Annotated in this window: 18 protein-coding genes and 1 pseudogene; 13 read left to right on the top strand and 6 right to left on the bottom strand. The window is 62.1% G+C overall.

The genetic code is table 11. From position 1 onward, the window contains the following. Positions 1-130: 130 nt before the first annotated feature. From hpaE to CXQ97_RS16970, 3 genes are read right to left on the bottom strand one after another with little or no spacing between them, the layout of a single operon-like run. Positions 131-1,675 carry a 5-carboxymethyl-2-hydroxymuconate semialdehyde dehydrogenase gene (gene hpaE, locus CXQ97_RS16960; RefSeq protein WP_104182068.1) on the bottom strand — a complete coding sequence of 515 codons (1,545 nt, stop codon included), beginning with the start codon at positions 1,673-1,675 and terminating at the stop codon, positions 131-133. Positions 1,676-1,698: 23 nt separating this feature from the next. Next, positions 1,699-2,379 carry a GntR family transcriptional regulator gene (locus CXQ97_RS16965; RefSeq protein ID WP_258062707.1) on the bottom strand — a complete coding sequence of 227 codons (681 nt, stop codon included), beginning with the start codon at positions 2,377-2,379 and terminating at the stop codon, positions 1,699-1,701. Next, positions 2,372-3,838 (bottom strand): fumarylacetoacetate hydrolase family protein, encoded by a 1,467-nt coding sequence (locus CXQ97_RS16970; RefSeq protein WP_104182069.1) that lies wholly within the window; start codon positions 3,836-3,838, stop codon positions 2,372-2,374. Before CXQ97_RS16970 ends, CXQ97_RS16965 begins: the two co-directional genes overlap by 8 nt. A gap of 214 nt (positions 3,839-4,052) precedes the next feature. Here CXQ97_RS16970 and CXQ97_RS16975 point away from each other — a divergent pair, with 214 nt between their 5' ends. The 7 genes and pseudogenes from CXQ97_RS16975 (at position 4,053) to CXQ97_RS17000 (ending at position 11,494) form a co-directional block, all read left to right on the top strand. Further along, positions 4,053-5,297, top strand: coding sequence for a CaiB/BaiF CoA-transferase family protein (locus CXQ97_RS16975; protein WP_104182070.1), 1,245 nt, complete (start codon positions 4,053-4,055; stop codon positions 5,295-5,297). Continuing rightward, positions 5,294-6,169, top strand: coding sequence for a hydroxymethylglutaryl-CoA lyase (locus tag CXQ97_RS16980; RefSeq protein WP_104182071.1), 876 nt, complete (start codon positions 5,294-5,296; stop codon positions 6,167-6,169). Before CXQ97_RS16975 ends, CXQ97_RS16980 begins: the two co-directional genes overlap by 4 nt. 126 nt (positions 6,170-6,295) lie before the next feature. Continuing rightward, positions 6,296-7,774, top strand: a complete 1,479-nt coding sequence (locus tag CXQ97_RS16985) for a 2-hydroxycarboxylate transporter family protein (RefSeq protein WP_104182072.1) — start codon at positions 6,296-6,298, stop codon at positions 7,772-7,774. A 99-nt stretch (positions 7,775-7,873) separates the two neighbouring features. Then, positions 7,874-9,583 (top strand): thiamine pyrophosphate-binding protein, encoded by a 1,710-nt coding sequence (locus CXQ97_RS16990; protein WP_104182073.1) that lies wholly within the window; start codon positions 7,874-7,876, stop codon positions 9,581-9,583. 26 nt (positions 9,584-9,609) lie between these two features. After that, positions 9,610-9,777, top strand: a pseudogene (locus CXQ97_RS20425) (helix-turn-helix domain-containing protein); the annotation flags it as partial. 264 nt (positions 9,778-10,041) lie between these two features. After that, a complete protein-coding gene (locus CXQ97_RS20430; protein ID WP_258062713.1) occupies positions 10,042-10,263 on the top strand; it encodes a hypothetical protein in 222 nt (73 codons plus the stop codon). A gap of 391 nt (positions 10,264-10,654) precedes the next feature. After that, positions 10,655-11,494 (top strand): GAF domain-containing protein, encoded by an 840-nt coding sequence (locus CXQ97_RS17000; protein ID WP_181035129.1) that lies wholly within the window; start codon positions 10,655-10,657, stop codon positions 11,492-11,494. Positions 11,495-11,911: 417 nt separating this feature from the next. On the opposite strand, the gene CXQ97_RS19635 is transcribed toward CXQ97_RS17000, so the two are convergent. The 3 genes from CXQ97_RS19635 to CXQ97_RS17010 all read right to left on the bottom strand — a co-directional run bounded on the left by CXQ97_RS19635 (position 11,912) and on the right by CXQ97_RS17010 (position 14,142). Further along, positions 11,912-12,106, bottom strand: a complete 195-nt coding sequence (locus CXQ97_RS19635) for a hypothetical protein (protein ID WP_146069698.1) — start codon at positions 12,104-12,106, stop codon at positions 11,912-11,914. 511 nt (positions 12,107-12,617) lie between these two features. Then, a complete protein-coding gene (locus tag CXQ97_RS17005; protein ID WP_104182076.1) occupies positions 12,618-13,109 on the bottom strand; it encodes an SRPBCC family protein in 492 nt (163 codons plus the stop codon). Further along, positions 13,099-14,142: a PDDEXK nuclease domain-containing protein gene (locus CXQ97_RS17010; RefSeq protein ID WP_104182077.1), complete on the bottom strand. Its 1,044-nt coding sequence runs from the start codon at positions 14,140-14,142 to the stop codon at positions 13,099-13,101. The genes CXQ97_RS17005 and CXQ97_RS17010 overlap by 11 nt, the downstream gene beginning before the upstream one ends. Before the next feature lie 635 nt (positions 14,143-14,777). Here CXQ97_RS17010 and CXQ97_RS17015 point away from each other — a divergent pair. From CXQ97_RS17015 to CXQ97_RS17040, 6 genes are all read left to right on the top strand, one after another. Continuing rightward, positions 14,778-16,121 carry an ABC transporter substrate-binding protein gene (locus CXQ97_RS17015; protein WP_104182078.1) on the top strand — a complete coding sequence of 448 codons (1,344 nt, stop codon included), beginning with the start codon at positions 14,778-14,780 and terminating at the stop codon, positions 16,119-16,121. A gap of 218 nt (positions 16,122-16,339) precedes the next feature. Continuing rightward, positions 16,340-17,194: a carbohydrate ABC transporter permease gene (locus CXQ97_RS17020; RefSeq protein WP_104182079.1), complete on the top strand. Its 855-nt coding sequence runs from the start codon at positions 16,340-16,342 to the stop codon at positions 17,192-17,194. Next, on the top strand, positions 17,191-18,030 hold the full coding sequence (locus CXQ97_RS17025; protein ID WP_104182080.1) for a carbohydrate ABC transporter permease: 840 nt from the start codon (positions 17,191-17,193) through the stop codon (positions 18,028-18,030). The genes CXQ97_RS17020 and CXQ97_RS17025 overlap by 4 nt, the downstream gene beginning before the upstream one ends. A 90-nt stretch (positions 18,031-18,120) precedes the next feature. Next, on the top strand, positions 18,121-19,200 hold the full coding sequence (locus tag CXQ97_RS17030) for a LacI family DNA-binding transcriptional regulator (protein WP_104182081.1): 1,080 nt from the start codon (positions 18,121-18,123) through the stop codon (positions 19,198-19,200). A 15-nt stretch (positions 19,201-19,215) separates the two neighbouring features. Next, entirely contained in the window at positions 19,216-20,202 is a 987-nt protein-coding gene (locus CXQ97_RS17035) for a glycosyl hydrolase family 32 (protein WP_104182082.1), read from the top strand. Between the two features lie 175 nt (positions 20,203-20,377). Next, the gene (locus CXQ97_RS17040) at positions 20,378-21,373 is read left to right on the top strand and encodes a carbohydrate kinase (protein ID WP_104182083.1); all 996 of its coding nucleotides are present in this window, start codon (positions 20,378-20,380) and stop codon (positions 21,371-21,373) included. Positions 21,374-21,386: the final 13 nt, after the last annotated feature.

Genomic DNA, 21,386 nt, shown 5'->3' on the forward strand with positions numbered 1-21,386 from the left:
GAGCGGGCGAGGTCGGTGACCACGATCTCCATGTACGCGCAGCGGACGATGTCCGGTGCGGGGACCGAGGGCGTGGGAATGCGATCAGGCATGAGGGGTCTCTCTTCTGTGAACGGAAGGGGGGAAGGGGTTAGCTGTCGCCGGAAACGGCAGCGTCTGCGACGCTGCCAAACTTGGGGGAGTGGGACTCGTTGAGGGTGATCTGCACCGACTGCTGGGTGGTGTAGAAATCTACCGAGCGGTAGCCGCCCTCGCGGCCGAGACCCGAAGCCTTCACGCCGCCGAACGGAGTGCGGAGGTCGCGTACGTTGTTCGAGTTCAGCCACACCATGCCCGCCTCGATGGCGTGTGCGAAGTTGTGCGCACGCTTCAGGCTCGAGGTCCAGACGTAGGCAGCCAGGCCGTACTTGGTGTTGTTCGCCAGGGTCAGCGCCTCGGCGTCGTCCTCGAACGGGGTGATGGCGACGACGGGGCCGAAGATCTCCTCCTGGAAGATCCGCGCATCGGGGGAGACATCCGCGAAGACCGTGGGGGCGATGTAGTTGCCGGTGGGGAAGCCCTCGGCGCGACCGCCGCCGGCGAGGAGGCGGCCCTCTGTCTTGCCGATCTCGATGTAGTTCATGACGTTGTCGAAGTGGTTCGGGTGGACGAGCGAGCCGACCTCGGTGGCGGGATCGCTCGGAAGGCCCACCACGATGTTCTTCGCGCGCTGGGCGAAGCGAGCCACGAAGTCGTCGTAGATGTCGCGCTGCACGAGCACGCGGCTTCCGGCGGTGCACCGCTCACCGTTGAGGGAGAACACGCTGAAGACGGTGGCGTCGAGGGCGGCTTCAATATCGGCGTCGGCGAAGACGACGGCCGGGCTTTTCCCGCCGAGCTCGAGCGAGAGGCCCTTGAACTGGGGGGCGGCTGCAGTCGAGATGGTGGCACCTGTCGAGCTGTCACCGGTGAAAGAGATGAGGGGCACGTCCGGGTGCTTGACGAGGTAGTCGCCCGCGATGCCCCCGGACCCGAAGATCAGGTTGAAGACTCCGTCGGGCAGGCCTGCTTCGCGGAAAATCTCGGGCCACAACACGGCCGAGAGCGGGGTGTAGCTAGCCGGCTTCATGACCACGGTGTTGCCCGCCGCGATGGCGGGAGCCAGCTTCCACGACTCCTGCATGAAAGGCACGTTCCAGGGCGTGATGAGCCCGGCGACGCCGATGGGCTTGCGGTTCACGTAATTGAGCTGGCGGCCGGGGACCTTGAACGCGTTGTCCTCCTGGGCAACGATGAGGTCGGCAAAAAAGCGGAAGTTCTCAGCGGCACGCAGCGCCTGGCCCTTGGCCTGGGTGATGGGCAGGCCGGAGTCGTAGCTTTCGAGGTAGGCCAGCTCGTCGTCGCGGGATTCGACGATGTCGGCGATCTTGTGCAGGACGCGCGAGCGTTCGCGGGGCAGCATTTTCGGCCACGGGCCTGCCGTGAAGGCTTGCTTGGCGGCGGCGACGGCGAGGTCGACGTCTTCTGCCTGACCTGCAGCTGCGGTCGCGTACTTCTGGTTGGACACCGGTTCCAGCACATCGAAGGTCTTTCCACCGATCGAGTCGACGAACTCGCCGTTGATGTAGTGCTGGAGGTGGGTGGGCAGGTTGCCGGGCACGAAGTGCTCGCTGGGGGTCTCTACAGTCGTCGTCATCTTTCAGTCCTTAGGTTGTGGTCTTACTGCTTGCTTTGTGCCAGATAGGCGTCAAGGGTGGCGGAGCGGTGAAGGCGCGACACTCTTTCAATTTCGTCAGGGTCTGCATCGGCTTCGATTAGCCGCATGAGAGCTTCGTGTTCGTCCACGGAATTGTGGGCGCGGCCAGGGACGAAGCGAAAGGTCGAGGACCGCATCGAGGCCAGACGCGCCCAGCCCCGGTGCACCAGGTCCAGGATGTGCGGGTTGGGGCAGTTTTCGAACAGGACGCTGTGGAAGTCCTGATTGAGCCGGGTGAAGCGCACCGGGTCGAAGTGGTCCAAGCACTCACGCATCTCAGTGTTGATCGCTCGGGCACGGGCGATGTCGGCCGGCTTGATGAGAGGGGCGGAGAGTGCCGTCGCAGCACCCTCGATGATGCTCAGCGTCTGCATCGTGTAGAGGTACTCGGTGGGGTCGATCCCGGCTACCGTGGCCCCAATATTTCGCTCGAACGTCAGGAGCCCTTCGGCTTCCAGGCGACGTAGGGCCTCGCGTACCGGCACAACGCTCACCCGGAGGTCGTCTGCGATCTGGGCAAGGACAAGGCGATACCCGGGGGAGTAGCTCCCATCGATGATGCGCGACTTCACGGCAACGTAGGCATGTTCCGATTTGCTGCCCGCTGCGGGGGTGCTCGGCGTAGTGCTCACGACCTCAGCCACGGGATGCTTCCTCCATCGATTGGTTGTAGGCAGCCCTCCACGTGGCGTTCATTGGGTAAAGCCCATCAACGCTGTGTCCCTGCTTGACCATGTCGAAGATGAAGACTTCTTCCTTTTCCTGCTGGATGCAGTCGTCCGCCAGCTCCTCGGCGATGGCCGGCGGAATCACCAGGATGCCGTCGGCATCGGCGACGATGATGTCACCGGGCTGCACGGTCGTCCCGCCGCATGCGATGGTCACGTCGGTGTCCCATGGGATGTGGCGCCGGCCAAGCACGGCCGGGTGGGGGTTGGCGTAGTAGGTGGGCATGTCCATGGCTGAGACTGCGGCGAAATCGCGGACGCCGCCATCGGTGATGATGGCCGCGGCGCCGCGTACCTGTGCCCGGAGGGCGAGGATGTCCCCGATGGTGCCCGTGCCCTCTTCGCCGCGTGCTTCCATGACGAGGATGTCACCCTCGTTCACGGAGTCAATGGCTCGTTTCTGGGCGTTGAAGCCTCCGCCGTGCTGCTTGAAGAGGTCTTCCCGGTTAGGGACGTAGCGCAGTGTGCGCGCAAGTCCGACGACGCGGCGGTCAGGGCGGGTTGCTTGGAGGCCGTCGATGCTGACGTTGTTCAGGCCGCGCTTGCGCAGCTGGGACGAGAGGGTAGCAGTCGAGACGCTTTCGAGGCGGGCTTTGAGCTCAGGAGTCAGGACGGACTCGATGACGGCTAATCCCGCAGCCTCTTTGGACCCGTAGGCTTCCTCGCGCTGGGCGTCATTGATCTTCGGTTGCGCGCCGAAATCGGCCGGGGGGACGGTTCCGTCCGTGACCTTGGTGACGAGGCGACCGGTGGTGAGCCCGCCATCAATCTGCGTGACTTCGACTTCGAGCGTGTCGCCGGGAACGGCGACCGAAGCACCAGCTGGTGTGCCGGTAAGAATGATGTCGCCGGCCTCGAGGGTCAGCAGCTGTGACAGGTCGGCTACAAGCCGGGCGAAGGGGAACAGCAGGTCCGCCGTGGTGTCGTCCTGCACCACGACGCCGTTGTGCCAGGTGCGGATGCGCAGGGCGGCAGAATTCACCGCGTCGGCCGGGATCAGACCTGGTCCCACCGGCGTGAAGCCGTCGCCGCCCTTGGACCGGAGGTTCGAGCCCTTGTCGGCGTAGCGGAGGTCGTAGACCCCGAGGTCGTTGCTCGCCGTCACCCACGCCACATGGCTCCAAGCATCCGCGATAGACACGCGGCGAGCCGGGGTTCCGATCACCAGCGCTATCTCACCCTCGAACGCCAGCAGCTCGCATCCCGCGGGTCGTTCTACCGCTAAATCTGTCACGGCAAGTGAGGATGACGGCTTCAGGAAGTAGGACGGCTGCTCCGGGGTACGGCCTCGCTGGGCGGCGCGGCTGGGGTAGTTGATGTGGACTGCGATGACCTTGCGGGCGGCGGCTAGGGTGCCGTGATTGACCTGTTCCATTCGTCACTCCTCATCGAATACGAAATCGTATACGAAGGCTAGGGTGAACCTCCCGTCCCCGTCAAGCCGCGGAAGCCGCGGGTATCCAACTGCAAATGACGCGCCCAAGGTGTTGCGTAGGTCACAGGGCGTTGTTACTATTTACCCGCTAAATGAGATCTTCTTCCCACTCAGTGGGAAGTGTCTTGCTCCCAATGATGCAGGCAGGAATGACATGACGCAGGAACTTCACATCGAAGGGAACTCCCTTCCACTCCACGGAATCCGGGTACTCGAACTCGGCAGTTTCATCGCAGCGCCGTTCGCAGCACGCCTCTTCGGTGACTTCGGTGCCGAAGTCATTAAAATTGAAAAACCCCAGGGCGGCGATGAACTGCGTGACTGGCGAAAGACCCGCGGATCGACGTCCATGCTGTTCCGCACCCTTGCACGTAATAAGAAGTCGGTCGTTCTGGATCTGCGCTCGGAAGAAGGGCGTGAGGCGGTCAAAAAGATCGCAGCGCAATGCGATGTGGTGATTGAGAACTTCCGGCCAGGAACTCTTGAGAAGTGGGGTCTGGGACCCGACGTTCTTCAGGAACTGAACCCTGAAGTCGTGATGGTGCGAATTTCCGGGTACGGACAGACCGGCCCCTACAAGAACCGTGCGGGCTTCGGGAGTTCCGCCGAGTCCTTCGCTGGATTGCGGTACATCACGGGTGAGCCAGACCGCCCCGCCGGCAGGGCAGCAGCAAGTATGGGCGACACCGTGGCCGGTCTGTACGGGGTCATCGGTGCACTGATGCTTATGCTGCAGAAGTCTCGCGGGCTCACAGCCAAGGGCACCCCCCAAATCGTGGACGTTGCGCTGTACGAAGGGATATTCAGCCTTCTCGAGTCGTTGGTCCCCGACTACGATGCCTACGGCATGGTGCGCAAGCGCACCGGTGGAGCACTTCCCGGTGTCGTACCCACCGGCTCCTACCTTTGCCAGGACGACCTCGAGGTGGTCATCGGCGGAAACTCGAACTCGGTCTTCATCCGCCTGATGCAAGCGATGGGTCGTAAGGATCTCGCCGAGGATAAAACCCTCCTCACGACCCAGGGCCGGGGCGCCCGCGAGGAAGAACTCAACAGCGCGATCTCGACCTGGACCGGCAGCATGCCTCTGGCCACCGTGCTGGACAAGCTCGATGAAGCCGGCGTGCCCGCCGGGCCTGTCTACGATGCTCCAAGCATCGCCGTCGACAAGCACTACTTGGCACGGGACATGATTCAAACCCACGAAGTCGTCATCGAGGACGAGCCGGAGCTCATCCGCTTTCCCGGCGTCGTTCCCAAAATGCCCGGCCATGAAGGCGAAGTCCGCTGGATTGGACCCGAGCTGGGACAGCACACCCGGGAAGTCCTCAAGGAACTGGCTGGCATGACCGCGGAGGAAATCGATGGCCTCAACGGTTTGCAGGAGGCGCGCTCATGAAGGTGGAGATCACCGACGTCTTCCTCAGGGACGGACTTCAGGACGAACCGGTCATCGTCTCGACCGCGCACAAACTCGAGATCGCCGAAGCCCTCATAGCAGCGGGCGTCAAGCGCATCGAAGCCGCGTCTTTCGTCAACCCCCGTCGCGTACCTCAGATGGGTGATGCCCACGAGGTCATCTCATCCCTTCCTGCCCGTTCCGGCGTTAGCTACACAAGCCTCGCTTTGAACGGGAAGGGCATTGAACGCGCCGCCCAGGCTGGAGCGACGCACATTGAGGTCGTGACCTCTGCAAGCCAGGCCCACAGCAACGCAAACTCGGGCCTCGCTGTCGAAGACGCGCTGGCCAGCCTCGGCAGGGAAGTGGCCAAGTACCCGGAACTTCAATTCTTCGCCGGTATCTCCACCGCCTTCACCTGCCCTTTTGAAGGGGACATCGATCCCAATCATCTCCTGCGCATAGTCCGTGCATTCAAATCCATGGGCATCCAAGATGTCGGGTTGGCCGATACCCTCGGCACAACACCACCCGAGCAGGTCCTGGCCAGCACACAGTACATACGTGACGCTGAACCGGACCTTACCTACTACCTCCACCTGCACAATGCGCACGGTCAGGCACTGGAAACAGTGACCACAGCAATCGCCTCCGGCATCACCCACTTCGACGCCGCACTTGGCGGGTACGGAGGATGTCCCTTCGCCCCCGGCGCCCACGGCAACCTCGCCACAGAGGAACTCGTTCGGCACCTGCACAACTCCGGACATGACACCGGAATCGACGAGGACCGTCTTGCCGAGGCCGTCCGTCTGGCCCGTGATGTCATCTCCCGCTCACCTGCCGTCGAGAATCTCGACCCAGCTCGCTGAACCGCACCAGGGCAGCCCGGCACACCTAGCCGGCAACGCCCACGACCAAGCATTACCCACACACTGAGCAACTCGTCCGCCATGCAGGCACTACATCAGCTACCCCTCACAGTTCCGGAGACAACGATGTCCGCAACCCCCCGCAACACCGGATACACAGAACAAACAACCAACACTTCGACCGACACTTCGACCAACACTTCGACCGACACTTCGACCGACACCGACACCGACACCGGCACCGGCACCGGCACGGGAATCGACCGTCCCGTGGAACGCACTGTCGGCAGTAGGCCTGGCGTTCACTACCCCGGCAAGCTGGGGTGGCGCATCTCGAGCCTGCCGGCCCCCCTGTACCTCGTGCTCGCAGCCCTGGTACTGATCGCGGCAATCACGGGCAACCTGCCGGACAGCATGGTGTCAGGTTTCGCAACCACGATCCTGCTCGGCGGCTTCTTCATCTGGCTCGGAAACCTCATTCCGGTTATCCGCGACTTCGGTCTCCCGACAGTCCTGTGCACCTTCGCTCCCGCAACACTAGCCTTCTTCGGCCTTGTGCCCACGAACCTCATCGCCGTCGTCCAGAACTTCGTCGAAGGCTACGGGTTTCTGGACTTCTTCGTCGTCGGCATCATCGCCGGATCAATCCTCGGCATGCCGCGGACACTGCTGCTCAAGGCAGGGCCACGCTTCGCCGTTCCGCTCGTCGGGTGCCTCACCTCCACCTTCCTGCTGGTCGGACTCCTCGGTTTCCTGACCGGTTTCGGTTTCATCGACGCGATCCTCTTCATTGCAGCTCCGATCATGGCCGGCGGCCTCGGCGTGGGAGCACTGCCCATGTCCGAAATGTACGCATCGAAGACCGGGGGCAGCTCCGACACCTTCATGGGCGATCTTCTCTCCGCCGTCGTTGTCGCGAACGTCGTCTGCATCCTCATCGCCGGTTTCTACAACGGCCTTGGCAAGCGCAAGAAGCAGCTTTTCGTCGGCTTCAACGGCCACGGTGAACTCCTGCGCATCAAGGGACGATCCGATGAACTGGCACTACCGCCGAAGCGGGACTCGTCCTCCTACATCGCACTCGGCAAGGGACTGCTCATCGCAGGCGCCCTGTTCATCCTCGGCAACCTGATTGCCGTTTACCTCCCCGCCCTGCACCCTTACGCCTGGACAATCATCGCCGCCGCGGCCGTCAAAATCTTCGGGCTCCTACCCAAGGACGTGGAAGACTCCACAGCAGATTGGGGAGATTTTATCGGGGCAGTCCTGGTCCCCGCCCTTCTGGTAGGTGTCAGCCTGACCTACATTGAAATCGGTGACGTCCTCAATTCACTGGGCAACCCCCTGTTCATCCTCCTCACCATCAGCACCGTCATTATCTCCACGCTGACCTCCGGGGCACTGGGGTGGATGGTCAAGTTCAACTTCGTCGAAGCCTCCATCACGCCCGGCCTCGTCATGGCGGATACCGGTGGCAGCGGAGATGTGTCCGTGCTCAGCGCCGCCAACCGCATGCACCTGATGCCCTTCGCTGCCCTCACCAACCGCCTCGGTGGAGCACTCGTGCTCTTCGTGACATCCCTCATCGTCCCGTTCCTCGCCTGATCACCACTTCCGCGCGGCAAGGGGGAGCTCGCTGACAGCCGGGCTTTCCCTTGCCGTTACGACTGCAATCCCTCGAATCCGAAGGAAACGAACACAGCCATGACCACTGCCAGCACCGAAGACCGTTCCACTGCCGACGATGCTCTGCCCGATGAGGGCCATGTGTCCGCGATTGTCGCCGACGCAGTAGCCGAACGGGCCGACCACCTGTTCGGTCTGATGGGTAACGGAAACGCGCATTTCATCAGTAGGCTCACGCGCAATGGTTTCCCTTTCACCTCCGCGCGCCACGAATCCGCGACGGTCACGATGGCTGATGCTTACCACCGGGCAACAGGGAGGATTGCGGCCGCTACGACCACGTACGGCGCAGGGTTTGCCAACGCCTACACCACACTGGCCGAAGCCAAGATGGCACGTATCCCACTTGTCCTGATCGTGGGTGATGCACCATCAACCGGAAGGCGTCCGTCCGATATTGACCAGGTCAAGGCGGCGGAAGCAGTGGGAGTAACTACCCTGATAGCCGGTCCCCACAACGCGGAAGCAATCACACATCGCGCCTTTGATCTGGCATTGCAGACTGTGCAGCCCGTAGTACTTGCCATCCCGTACGACCTTGGCACCACCGTCCCTGGTGACGCAGAGCCGCTCGAGCCACTGCAGCCCAAGCCGCTCCGGGCAGCAGATCCGAAACAGCTCGACGAGGTTGCAGTGATGCTCGCAGCTGCAGAGCGCCCTTTGATCCTCGCCGGTCGCGGTGTTCTGCTCTCCAACACCGTCGAGCCGTTACGCGATCTCGGGGATCGTCTCGGCGCCCTATTCATGACCTCTGTCATGGCAGCCAACGCCTTCAACAGCCCGTGGGATCTGGGCATTGCAGGCGGATTCACGCGCATCCACCGCCTCGATGTCGCCCGCACGGCTGACGTCGTCCTGGTGGTCGGAGCAAGCCTGAACATCTTCCAGACCCGCTACGGCACCCTGTTCCCCGCAGAAACTCGACTGATCCGCGTCGATAATGAGCCCGATCCGCAACAAATCGGCTCTGCAACCTATGTTCGGGCGGACATCGAGTCCTTCCTGGACGGCCTCGAGAAGCGGCTGCCGGTGCTTCCCCCAACACTTGCTTCATCAGCTGCGTCGACCTGGCGGGATAGGGTCCCGGAAGTAGCCGAAATGGTGTTTCGGGGGTCGGATCCCAGCGAGGATCCCATCGAGTACGGGCCGGACGGACGGCTCAACCCGCGAGCCGTCATCTCCGCACTGAACGACATCCTGCCGGCGGAGCGATCGGTTGTCATGGACGGCGGGCATTTCATCGGCTGGGCGCCGATGTACCTCTCCGTTCCGGATCCTCATGCCATGATCCTGGTCGGTACAGCCTTCCAGTCAATCGGAATGGGGTTCGGATCAGCTGCAGGCGTCTCCATAGCCCGCCCGGAACGGATAACCGTCCTGGTTAGCGGTGACGGCGGCGGCCTGATGGGACTGGCGGATTTTGAGACATTCCTCCGCGCAACGAGGCGGGGCGTACTCGTGGTCCTCAATGATTCCGCATACGGAGCAGAGCTTCACCAGTACGCAGCCAAAGGTCTTCACGACCAGGCAATGCTCATCGACGAAGTGGATTTCTCCGCAGTCGGCCGTGCGCTCGGAGCCGAGGGCACCAAAGCCTATTCGCTCGAGGACCTCAACCACCTCAAGGACTGGCTGGCCACGGAACAGGACGGCGTCTTCGTGCTGGATGTCGCGATCTCCCAGAAGGTCGTTGCCGAGTACATGGCAGAATCCGTGGCCCGGAAGTAGAACGAGGACACCATAGAGTGGCTGGTATGGCGCTTAGTGAGACCAACGGAAGCAACCGCACTCTCGAACGTGCTGCCGCAATCCTTGATGCCGTCAGTAAGTCAACAGTCTCGGCCAGCGAGCTATCTCGACGTACCGGCTTATCAGTGTCAACGTCGTACCGGCTGGCACAACAAATGGCTGAGTACGGCTTCCTCCGTCGTACCGACGATGGCGCTTTCCGAATAGGGGAGCGCTTCGTTCGTTCCGCGATCGAGAATGCTGCGCTACCCGTCCTGCAGGAGCTGCGCAATCGGACGGGGGAGACAGCGCAACTGTGGGTCAGGCGCGGAGACGACCGCGTTTGCCTCATAAGTGCCGATAGTCAGCATGAGCTGCGAGCAACGCTGCCTCCCGGGGCGCGAGTCCCTTTGCCGCTAGGGTCTAGCGGACGTCTCCTCACCGCTGACGACAGTGCCATGGCTGACCTGGCGGCCACTGGATGGATTGAATCTCTTGGAGTTCGGACACCAGGTCTGGCATCGGTCAGCGCTCCGGTACGATCCGATGACGGAATCATCGCCGCCGTCTGTCTCGCCATGCCCATCGCGCGTGTCGCATCGTCTCCGGGTAAGGACTACGGCGACCTTGCCGTCCTTGCGGCGCAAAAAATCTCCGAAACGATGACGAAGGCGAACTGATCACAACCTGACGGGGCACAAGAGTGTGCCCCGTCAGTACTCGCCGTTGCCGCTGATCAAACCAGCTCGTCAACATAGATTGACATAATCTAAGTTATCGGCGATATGTTGTCGGTGCTCGAGAAGGGTTGTTGAACTCTTCACGATGACTGCTGAGAGCAGCTGTCGCACCATCTTGAGTTGTGCTGTCCATCCCAAGGATCTAGACACCTAGGTCGCCTGGTTTGTCGTGTTTCAGTGCTGCGGTGATGGCGGCCGATGAGGAAACCTGAGCTTGACCTGGGTCCGGAGGCGCCTGACGTAATACAGACTCTCCGGTGGGGTAATACCGCCTATGATCGTTCTCTGCACCAATGGCGGTGCGGTTTACACATGTGCGGGGGCGGTCGGAGTGGTCAACGGTGATGTGCAGCAGGGCGTTGCGGCGGACCTGGTTTCGCAGTGCGGTCTCAACTTGGAGCGCGTTTATGAGGCATACCGGGATATGGGCGGGATGAGCTCTGAGATGGCGGTGCGGGAGTACCTTGCCGGTCGGGTGACCTTGCCTGAGTTGCAGCGTGATCTCGTCGCGCATGCTGTCAATGAGCTACTTCACGTTCCATACCCTAGGTATGGTGGGCTGCGAGCCCCGTACAGCACATCGACCGTGGCGTCCGCTGCAGGGTATTCACGCAGTGAACTCGACGGTAATTTGCTTGCCTCCCACCAGCGGCGACTACGCCCACCGCGGGAAATGTCCTTCGAGGAGTACGAGGAAGCGAAGCAGCTTGACGCTCTCGTAGCCTCCGATCTCCTGAACAAGCTCCGTCCTGAAGATCTTGCTCGTTTGCCGGAAATGGCGCACAAGTATTTCAGTGCAATGGGTGCTGCGATCACTGTGGTTGACGAAAAATACCTTTACAGGAAGGTGCCCGCAGGCTTCTCGCAGGAGTTGCTTGCACTACCGGGTGAAGCGTGGCCGCGTGAGGGATCGTTCTGCAATGAAACGATCCGCTCCGATCGAACTCTCGTGGTGTCCGATACCCTGTTGGATCCCCGATTCCGTGATCATCGAGCTGTGACGGGCCTCCCCCATGTGAGGTTCTATGCCGGGCACCCCCTGACTGGCCCAAATGGCTCAAGAGTAGGGGCGCTGTGCATCGTCGATGACAAACCACGGCATCTCAGCAGCGCGGACCAGAGAAAACTTCAGACCATTGCTGCTCTTGTCCAACAAGAATTTTTCACGTGATCATCGTCGTCCTATCTGTTATGACGCTGTCGTACCGACATCGTGGAATAATTGATTGCGAGAGAATTTTCGAATGAACCCGGACTCGGCTACTTTGCTGTCGCACACGGGTTGCACGTGTATGTCGGAGCTTAACTGTGAGTGCGCATACCAAAGTTGGATTCTTCCTGGCTCAGCCTGACGAAAGGTAAATTATCGGCGATTCAACCAGGCTGAGTACACCTTATGCGCGTCGTGTATTTTCCACTCCAACTGCCCTGCCGTGTCTACTTACGGGAGTGAACTACGCGATGAATGGTTACTTGCTTCGATGAGTTGATTGATTTGCGAATAGAAAAGCCGCCCTAAAGTGGAATTTGGGGCGGCTTCCTATCTGGTGGAAGTCTAGCAGTTGAAACCGTAGACGGCAGAAAGCACTTAACGAGTTGCTAACCATACATGCATGGCACCAGTGAGGAGTCCAATAACGAGGGAACCTATTAGGATTCGCCAGAGTAGTTGATGATTACCATCGTTGAGCACGCCTTTGATTGCAGCACCATAAACAATAATCGCCACTGATATGCCTAAACAAATTAGCATTCCGGCAAGGGTGAAATCTGTTGCAATCATATACTTCCTTAATTCTACTTAGTTGACGCTACTGGCCGTCGATTTGTTGCTTAGGGTGCACTAGCGCCCTTCACTCCAGAACAGGAGTGGGATTCAAAGCCGAAACGCTGACGGGATTCACCATGGGCGCCTGTACTGCAGTCGATAGCACCGGCGTCGGTGCTGCGACAGAGATTGCGGGCACGGCGAGCCCGTAGGCGGAGATGCTCACGGCGAGAGCACCTACAACGAAAATCTGCGGAATAGTTTTGAGGCGACGCGGGTTTTTGGGCGCATTAAAGCGCTCCCCAAAGGGCTGAAGATTCAAAGAAGGAGCTTCCTAAGAAGTGACACGGAAGCCCTAAAACACCCCTGCCCCCATATCAACCGAGTGATAATCGGAGCATAAGCGAATTCGACAATAAATAGCAATGGTCTTTAACAAATAGCTTGTCGAGTCGCGTTGACGTGTCCCTGTCCTCGTCGATCAGGGTGTCGATCCCATGTCGTGCGGCCTCACCTAGGGTTCGTCTTAGGCGTGGCGTCCTCGCTGTTCGCGGGTCTCCTGTTCGAGGACGTACTTCACGCGGCTGAGGAGTGTGGTTGCCGCGGCTTCGTATTGCCCCCGTACGTGGCGGGTGAACCCTGATCGGCCGGCGGGTACCGTGAGGCGTTGCTCGTACTCGAACGTCGTCCCTGACGCATCACCGGTCAATCGGTACCCCGTGGCTGCGGCCGGATCAGTGCTTCCCACGTGCCGCACGAGCGCCCACTGCTCGGGGATTTCCTCCATGACCTCCACGACGTGGATATATTCTTGTCCGTTCCGTAGGGAGATAAACCCCTGCATCTCCCCCACGCCGTCGGGTGTGCCTGGAATGCGGAAGGCCCGCCGGATGGTGGGCTCAAGGAAAACGGCGGTGTCCGCTGGCCGGATCAACGCCCACACGTCAGCCGGGCTGGCCGCGATCCGGATGGAGACTGCAACACGGATTTCTTCCTCGCGGGCGGGCTTAGGCATCATTCAGACTTCCCGGCCAATCTAGGGCCGAGGTCAGTTGCGAGGCAGCGGGGACGTCGTGCTGAAGCTCGGCTGGTAAGGATTCAAACGTGTAGGTGGATACGGCCATGGGCGCTGTCGCGCGGGCCAGACTGTAGCGAACGGTGTGGTTGTTCTTGCTACCGCAAATCAGAATGCCCACGGTGTCCGCATGGGCGTCCCTGCGTAGGCGGTCATCCACGAGGGCGATATAGAAGTTCAGCTTGCCGGCGTACTCAGGCTGGAACTTCCCGGTTTTCAGTTCAATCACGTAATAGCGCAGTTGCTCGACATGAAAGAACAGTAGGTCGAGGTAGAAGTCGTCATCGCCGACCTCGAAGTGCACCTGCCGGCCAACAAACGCGAATCCTGGTCCGAGCTCCCTTAGTGTCTCGGTGATCCGGTCCATGAGGGCCTGCTCAAGATCGCGTTCGGCGACGTCGCCAGCCAAATTGAGGAACTCGAACGAGTACGGGTCCTTCGCGACCTGTTGCGCCAGCTCACTGTCGGGCGCAACGAGGCGTTGCGCAAAATTCGACGGGGCCGCACCCGTCCGAGCAAGGGTTTGGTTCATAATCATGTTCAACAGCACGTTGCGTGACCATCCGTGCTCGACCGCGGCCGCCGCGTACCAGGCCCGTTGCTCACGGTCCGGAATTTTGTCCAGCAGGACGGTGACATGGCCCCACGGCAAGTGCGCAACAGCCTGTTGCGCAATTGGCCCGGCCGGCCATTCTCGTGCGAACGCCGTCATGTACTGCAGGTTCCGCGCCGAAAACCCTTTGACCTCGGGAAACTCGGCCCGCAGATCATCAGCCAGTCGGCGGATGACACCACTCCCCCACCCCTGCCGCCGCTGCTGCTCCCCCACATCGCGGCCAATCGACCAATACAGCTCGATCAGCTGTGTGTTCACGCTCCGGAGCGCTTCCACACGGGCGCTGCTAACACGCTCCTTCAAACCCTGCAGGAAAGCACCGTAACCGTTCGGATACACCAGGTCATCGGGAGTGGGCATGACCGCGATCCTACCGACAACGCCTACCGGGAAGGCTCACCCCCACTACATTCGCCAGCATGTTCGACGTGACCAGCACCGACATAACGTCGGTTATCGGCGAGCAATCAACGGGAGTAGAAGTAGCTGCGAGAGCTGCCGATCCGCGCCTAAGTCAGCTTTCTCGCAGGGCAGACTGCGCGAAGTCCGATGGCGCGACCCAGGTGCGCTTCGTGGACTGGTCCATGATCATGTTCACCGGGACTCTCTTGGGGACAACCCGTAAATTTTTCGCGCAAGGCGTGCCGACCACGATTGCCGACCAGGTGTTCCCCGCCCAGGGCTCAACGCAAATTGATCTCTTCAGCGACCGAGGCACCGCTCGACTGGAAAGTCTTCGGATCACCTCACGCACCAATGCCATGTGGGGGCCCCTGACATCTCGCGACAAGGGCCTTCGGCTCCGGAGAAGGGCTTTAGGACCGCCGCTTATGGGCAGCCCTAGAGCCCTCTGTCAGTTCCGACCGATGCTGGGCACCAAAGGATGCATAAGTCTTGACGATCCCACCCGACGCATCTACTCTTACCGCCAAGACGTTTTGGCAAAACGTTTTGTCACACCCCGCAGCAAAGAAGCTCAGAATGGAGTCCCTGTCATGCAGCACCCCGCCAGCCAGCGCCCGTCCGGCGCAGCAGCACGCAACACCACGAAGACTTTCCTGTCCGCAGCAGCCGTCCTCTCCGCCCTCACCCTCGCCGGATGCGGCGCCGGCGGAGGCGGCGAACAGTCAACCGACGACTCCGAATCCCTGACCGTCCTGGTCGAAGCCGGAGGGAAGGCCGAACTCACCGGCATCGCGGAGAAGTTCACCGACGAGACCGGAACCCAGGTCACCTTCGTCGAGCTCCCCTACGAGGGCCTCTACAACCGTCTGAACACGGAATTCTCCTCCGGCAGCACCTCGTTCGACGTCGCAGCACTCGACGCGATCTGGCTGCCGACCTTCGCCGACGCCGTGACCCCACTGAATGACATGTTCACCGACGAAGTGAAGGCGGATCTCTTCCCGGCACTCGTCGAGGAGGCACAGGTCGAGGAAAACTTCGTGGGCATGCCGGTCTGGACGAACTCAGAGATCCTCTTCTACCGCACCGACCTGTTCGAGGATCCCGCCGAGCAGTCAGCGTTCAAGGACGAGTACGGCTACGACCTCGCGCCGCCCACCACCTGGGAGCAATACCAGGACGTCGCGCAATTCTTCACTAGGGATACTGACGGTGACGGGCAAACCGATCTCTATGGCACGGATGTGAAGGGCGCGGTCGAGACCGAATGGCTGGCCACCGTGTCCCAGTCCGGCGCGGAAAACATGGTTCTCAGCCCCGAGGGCGAGGTCACGGTCAACGACGCCGAGCACCTGGCGGCTCTCGACTTCTACGTGGGCCTCAACAACGATCTGAAGGTTTCCCCTCCCGGGGCCGCGCAGATCGACTGGGCCGGCGCGCAGAACCTTTTCTACCAGGGCGAGACGGCCATGATGCGCTTCTGGGCCCACGCCTACCCGCAGACCCCCGAGGACTCACCGGTCGCCGGGAAAATCGGCGCCGCACCGATGATCGGCGGACCGGGCGGAGTCGCCGGTGTCCCCGGCCCCTGGTACCTCTCCATCCCCAAGACCACGGACAAGCAGGAAGCCGCGAACGAGTTCCTGCAGTTCGCCTACGACAACAACGCCATGGGCATCGACTCGTCGCTGGGTTTGGCCGCCCGGGTCTCGGCGTTCGAGGAGTACGAGGGCAGGCCGGGTTACGAGCACTTCGATGCCCTGGTGGAGACTCTCTCGGCAGAGGGTACGAAGCCCCGTCCCGCCACCGAGAATTGGCAGGAGATCGTCGATTCGGCGCTCATTCCCATGCTGCAGAAGGCCCTGGAGCCAGGCGCCGACAACCAGCAGCTGCTCGATGACGCCAAAGAGCAGATCGAAGCCATCACCCAGTAGCTGACCTGTGGTGGCGGGCCGGCGGCCCGCCACCACGCCCCCCGCCATTTCGTCGTCCTCCAGTAAAGGTCTACAACGTGCACGCAACCGACCAGCGGGTCCCGCTCCCGTCTCGACGGGCGTCTCAGGACTCCGACAGCAGAACGCCGCCGTCGACGGCAGCTCAGCAACAGCACCGGCGAAAGCGGGGCTTCACCGATCAGCGGTTCGCCGCCCTGATGATGCTCCCTGCCGTCGCGTTCCTGGCCGTGTTCGTCGGCTGGCCTCTGGTGCAGTTCGTCCGTGACAGCTTCTACGCGATCGAGCCCTTCGGGGGTGGACGAGAGTTCATCGGCTTCGCGAACTACTCGGCGGCCCTCGCATCAGACGCGTTCACCGGGGCCGCATGGCGGACACTCGTCTACACGGTCATCGTCGTGGCGCTCGAATTCACGCTGGGCCTGGCGGTGGCCCTGCTATTCTCCGCTCTGGGAGACAAGTCCCGGATCTTCAGGACCATCTTCATGTACCCGCTCATGATCGCGCCCGTGGTGGCCGGCTTGCTGTGGCGGTTCCTCCTCATTGACAACTTCGGCATCCTCAACGAATTGCTGCGCCGCGTCGGGATCCTGCAGACCACCGATCAGATCCAGTGGCTCAGCAACCCCGATATCGCCCTGTTCTCCGTGGCACTGCCGGACATTTGGCTGACCACCTCGTTCATCACCCTGATCCTCTTCGCAGGCCTGCAGAACGTCCCGGGAGAGCTGCTCGAGGCGGCGAGGATCGACGGCGCCCGCTACACCACCATCCTCTTCAGGATCATCCTGCCGCTGCTGCGCCCCGTGATCGCCGTCGCCCTGATTATCCGCGGCATCGACGCCGCTCGCGCGTTCGACATCATCCTCATCCAGACCAACGGCGGACCTCAGGGCAGCACAGAGACCCTGTCCCTGCTCGTCTACCGGACCCTCGTACGCTTCGGCGATCCTGGCCTGGCCAGCGCGATGGGCACCATGTACCTGCTGGGCATGCTGCTCGTCGCCGTCGTCGCCGTCTACGCCATCTGGCGCCCAGGAAGTGATCGCTCATGAACGGCCTCGTCGTCCGCGGAAAGACCGCCCGCACCATCCTGTGGGTACTGCTCGCCGCCGTCACCCTGCTCTACGGCTTCCCCTTCGTCTACCTGCTGCTCACGTCCTTCAAGACGCCGCTGGAAACCATCGCCGTCCCGGCGACCGTCTTCGGCTCCGAGTTCACACTGGAAAACTACGCCTCAGCCCTTGGCAGGGAAGGCGTGGTCGCCTCCTTCATCAACAGCACCGTCACCGCCGTGCTCAGCACCGTCATCTCCCTCGTCCTCGCGGTGCCCGCCGCGTACGCCATCACCCGCTACCGGACGCCCGGTGGGCAGGTCTTCATCCTGGTCGCCCTCGTCTGCAGGATGGTGCCCGCGATCGTCGTCGGCGTCCCCCTGGTCTCACTGTTCCGCGACCTCGGGATCGCCGATACTTCGATCGCACTCGCCATCGCGCACACCACGCTGTCCCTGCCGCTGTCGATCTGGCTCATGACGAGCTTCTTCGACGCGGTACCGGACGAGCTGGACGAAGCGGCGAAGATCGACGGCTGCAGCCGACTCGGGGCGCTCCGTCGAGTGGTGCTGCCGGTCGTCTCCGGCGGCGTGGCGGTGACGGCGATCTTCGCCTTCCTCGCTTCCTGGAACGAGTTCCTCTTCTCCCTGCTCCTGACCGCAGTCAGGGCCCAGACCACGCCGATCGTTATTGCGAACTTCCAGACCCAGTTCGGCCTGGACTGGGGATCCATGACCGCGCTGGCCGCCCTGTACTCGATCCCTGTCGTTCTGCTCACCCTCGTCCTCCAACGGCACATCGTCGCTGGCCTCACGCTCGGTGCGGTCAAGGGCTGACCCGGTAGACCGGCCCCGCTCAGGAAGTGGTGCCGGGCTCAGGAACCCAGTAACGGCATACCATCAGCTCCAACACGACAGGGGACTCACATGGCACGGAAATCGGTCGGCATTCGGGACGTTGCAGCCGCGGCGGGAGTGTCCGTGACCACGGTGTCCCACATCCTGAACGACACACCCCATGCACGAGCCAGCGACGAAACACGTAAGAAAGTCAGGGACGCAGCGGCTGCCCTCGGGTACGGACCAAACCGGATGGCCCAGGGTTTGCGAACCCAGCGCTCCGCGATGATCGGCCTGCTGAGCGAAGACATCGCCACCACCCCGCACGCCGGCATGATCATCAAAGGCGCCGAGGAAACCGCACGACAGCACGACTACACCCTCGTTATCATCAACACCGACAAGGACGCCGACACGCAGTCAAAGCGGCGCGACGTCGACGCACTCCTCGAACGGCAGGTGGACGGCATCCTCTACGCCACCATGTACCACCGGGCAGTATCCCTGCCGCCCCGGCTCTTCGAGATCCCGGCCGTCCTCATCGACTCCACCGACAAGACCGGCCTGGTCCCCTGCACCATCCCCGACGAGCAAGGGGGCGCCCAGACCGCTGTGACAGCGCTCCTGGACGCCGGCCACCGATCCATCGGATTCGTCAACAACACCGACGACGTCCCCGCCACCCATGGGCGCCTGCAGGGATACCGGGAGGCACTACAGGGAGCAGGCATTGCCTACGCTCCGGACTTCGTCGCGGCACGGGAGTCCGAGGCAGCGGGCGGATATGCGGCGGCGATGGAACTGCTGACTCGCAACGACCGTCCAACGGCCCTGTTCTGCTACAACGACCGGATGGCAATGGGCGCCTACCGGGCCGCCAGCGAGCTCGGGCTCAGCATCCCCGGCCAGCTGTCCGTCATCGGGTTCGACAACCAGAAGCTCATCGCCGAAGGGCTGCATCCCGGTCTCACCACCGTGGCACTGCCCCACTACGAGATGGGCGCGTGGGCAGTCCAGACACTCATCAGACTCATCGAGGGTCACGACGAGGAAAAGCTCCTCGCCGACAAACCCACAATCCTCTCCTGCCCGCTCGTCCGGCGCGACTCCGTCGCACCGCCCCATGCCTCAACTCCGGCCGGCACTGACGCCGCGCTGACCGACTAGACAAGGACACTCTCGATGTTTGAAATGCGATCCTCCTGGGTGTGGGACTTCTGGTTCGCCGACGACGGCGACCGGTACCACCTCTTCTTCCTCAAAGCATCCCGCGCACTGCAGGACCCCGACCGCCGCCACTGGCGCGCAACTGTCGGCCACGCCACGTCCACGGATCTGCGCACCTGGGAAGAACACGCCGACGCCCTCGTGCCCGCCGACGGACCAGCTTTCGATGACCTCGCCACGTGGACCGGCTCGATCGTCCGCGACGATGCCGGGCTATGGCACATGTTCTACACCGGAGTGAACCGAGAGGGCAAAGGACTCATCCAGCGCATCGGCAGCGCCACCTCCCACGACCTCTTCACCTGGACCCGCACGGACCTGGTCCTCGAAGCCGACAGCGCGCACTACGAAAAGCTGGCCCAGGGCGCATGGCCCGATGAGGCGTGGCGTGACCCCTGGGTCAGCCGCAACGCGGACGGTACCGGATGGAACATGCTCATCACCGCGCGGTCAACGACGGGCGATCCGGACCAGCGAGGCGTCGTCGGCCACGCCTTCTCCCCCGATCTCGCGCGGTGGCAGATCCTTCCCCCCCTGAGCCAGCCTGGTGACGGGTTCGGTCAGCTCGAGGTCCTCCAAACCGAAACGGTCGACGGCCAGACAGTGCTCCTGTTTTCCTGCCTGAACTCCGAACTCTCCACGGAACGGCAGGCAGGCCAGGAGCGTGGAGGGATCTGGGCCGTGAACGCTCCGAGCGCCCTCGGCCCCTTCGACATCTCGGAGGCCTACCTCGTGGCCGACCAGTCCCTCTACGTGGGACGCCTCGTCCAGAACCGTGCCGGTCAGTGGCAGATGCTCGCCTTCGAGAACGCCGACGACACCGGGGCCTTCGTTGGCAGGATCACCGACCCCCAGCCCGTCGCCTGGGCCGACGGCAAGCTCACCATGATGGGTGCCCACCACCCGTCTGTAGGGAATCGACGCTACGTCAACGCTTCCTGACGAGAAGGTGCTGGGTCAGGTCCAACTGGCTGCGCACCAACGACATCCGGGGTGAGCCTTCGCGTTCGGCACACGTTCGGCGAGCCCACCGTACGGCTCCGCATCTCATGCCACGAGCAGGTACACCATTCATTCTTCTCACCACGTCGCCGGGGTGACTTCAGGAAGGCCCGCAATGTCACAAGGCCCGCAAATCGACGACCTCTCCCCCGCAAGCGTTGATGTCCTCGTCGTTGGTGAAGCACTAGTAGATATCGTCATCTCCCCTCAGGGCACCGTGAAGCATCCGGGAGGGTCGCCCGCGAATGTCGCCTATGGACTCGGCCGGTTGGGAGTCAACACCGCACTGCTGACCTCGATCGGCGATGACCACCATGCAGCCGCCATCGAGACACATCTCCGCAGCGCTGGCGTCCACCTTCTGCCCGGGTCCAAGGGCAGCGGTAGTACGGCAACCGCGACAGCGGTGTTAGCGCACGACGGATCGGCACAATACGACTTCAATATCCGGTGGGACCTCCCACAGGTCGCTCCGGCATTCCTTCCCAAAGTGCTGCATACCGGCTCAATAGCTACCTTCCTGGCGCCAGGAGCAGCCAGTGTTCGGGAGCTGATCGAGCAGGCATACCAGGACTGTGTCGTCACCTATGACCCCAACATCCGCCCGGCTCTGCTTGGTAGTCATGCCGAAGCGAGAACCATCTTCGAAGAACTCGTCCCATTCACCGAGGTCGTCAAACTCAGCGACGAGGACGCACGGTGGCTCTATCCGCGGCTGGCTCTGGACAAGATCCCACAGCGGATCCTCAACCTGGGGGCCGAACTCGTCGCCATCACCAGAGGAGCGGAGGGATCCCTCCTCGCCACGCAAGACGCTCGAGTTGTCGTTCCTCCGGTCAGGTCTGCCGTGGTCGACACCATCGGGGCCGGCGACGCCTACATGTCCGCCCTGATTTACGGACTCCTCAGGCGCACCACGCACGGACTCGTGCCTTCCGCTTTGGAGTCGCTGGGCCGCTTGGCGTCGACTGCAGCAGCCATCACCGTCCGCTGCGCGGGAGCGCACCCACCCACAGCAGAGGAACTGGACAAGGAAATTCGAGAAGAACCCTCGAATCAACCACACCACCATGTGGCGCCCGGCCTGACCTCCCGCACCTTGAACGCCTGAGAAAACATCACAA

The organism is Arthrobacter sp. B0490 (assembly GCF_002929355.1).
Lineage (GTDB): Bacteria > Actinomycetota > Actinomycetes > Actinomycetales > Micrococcaceae > Arthrobacter_D.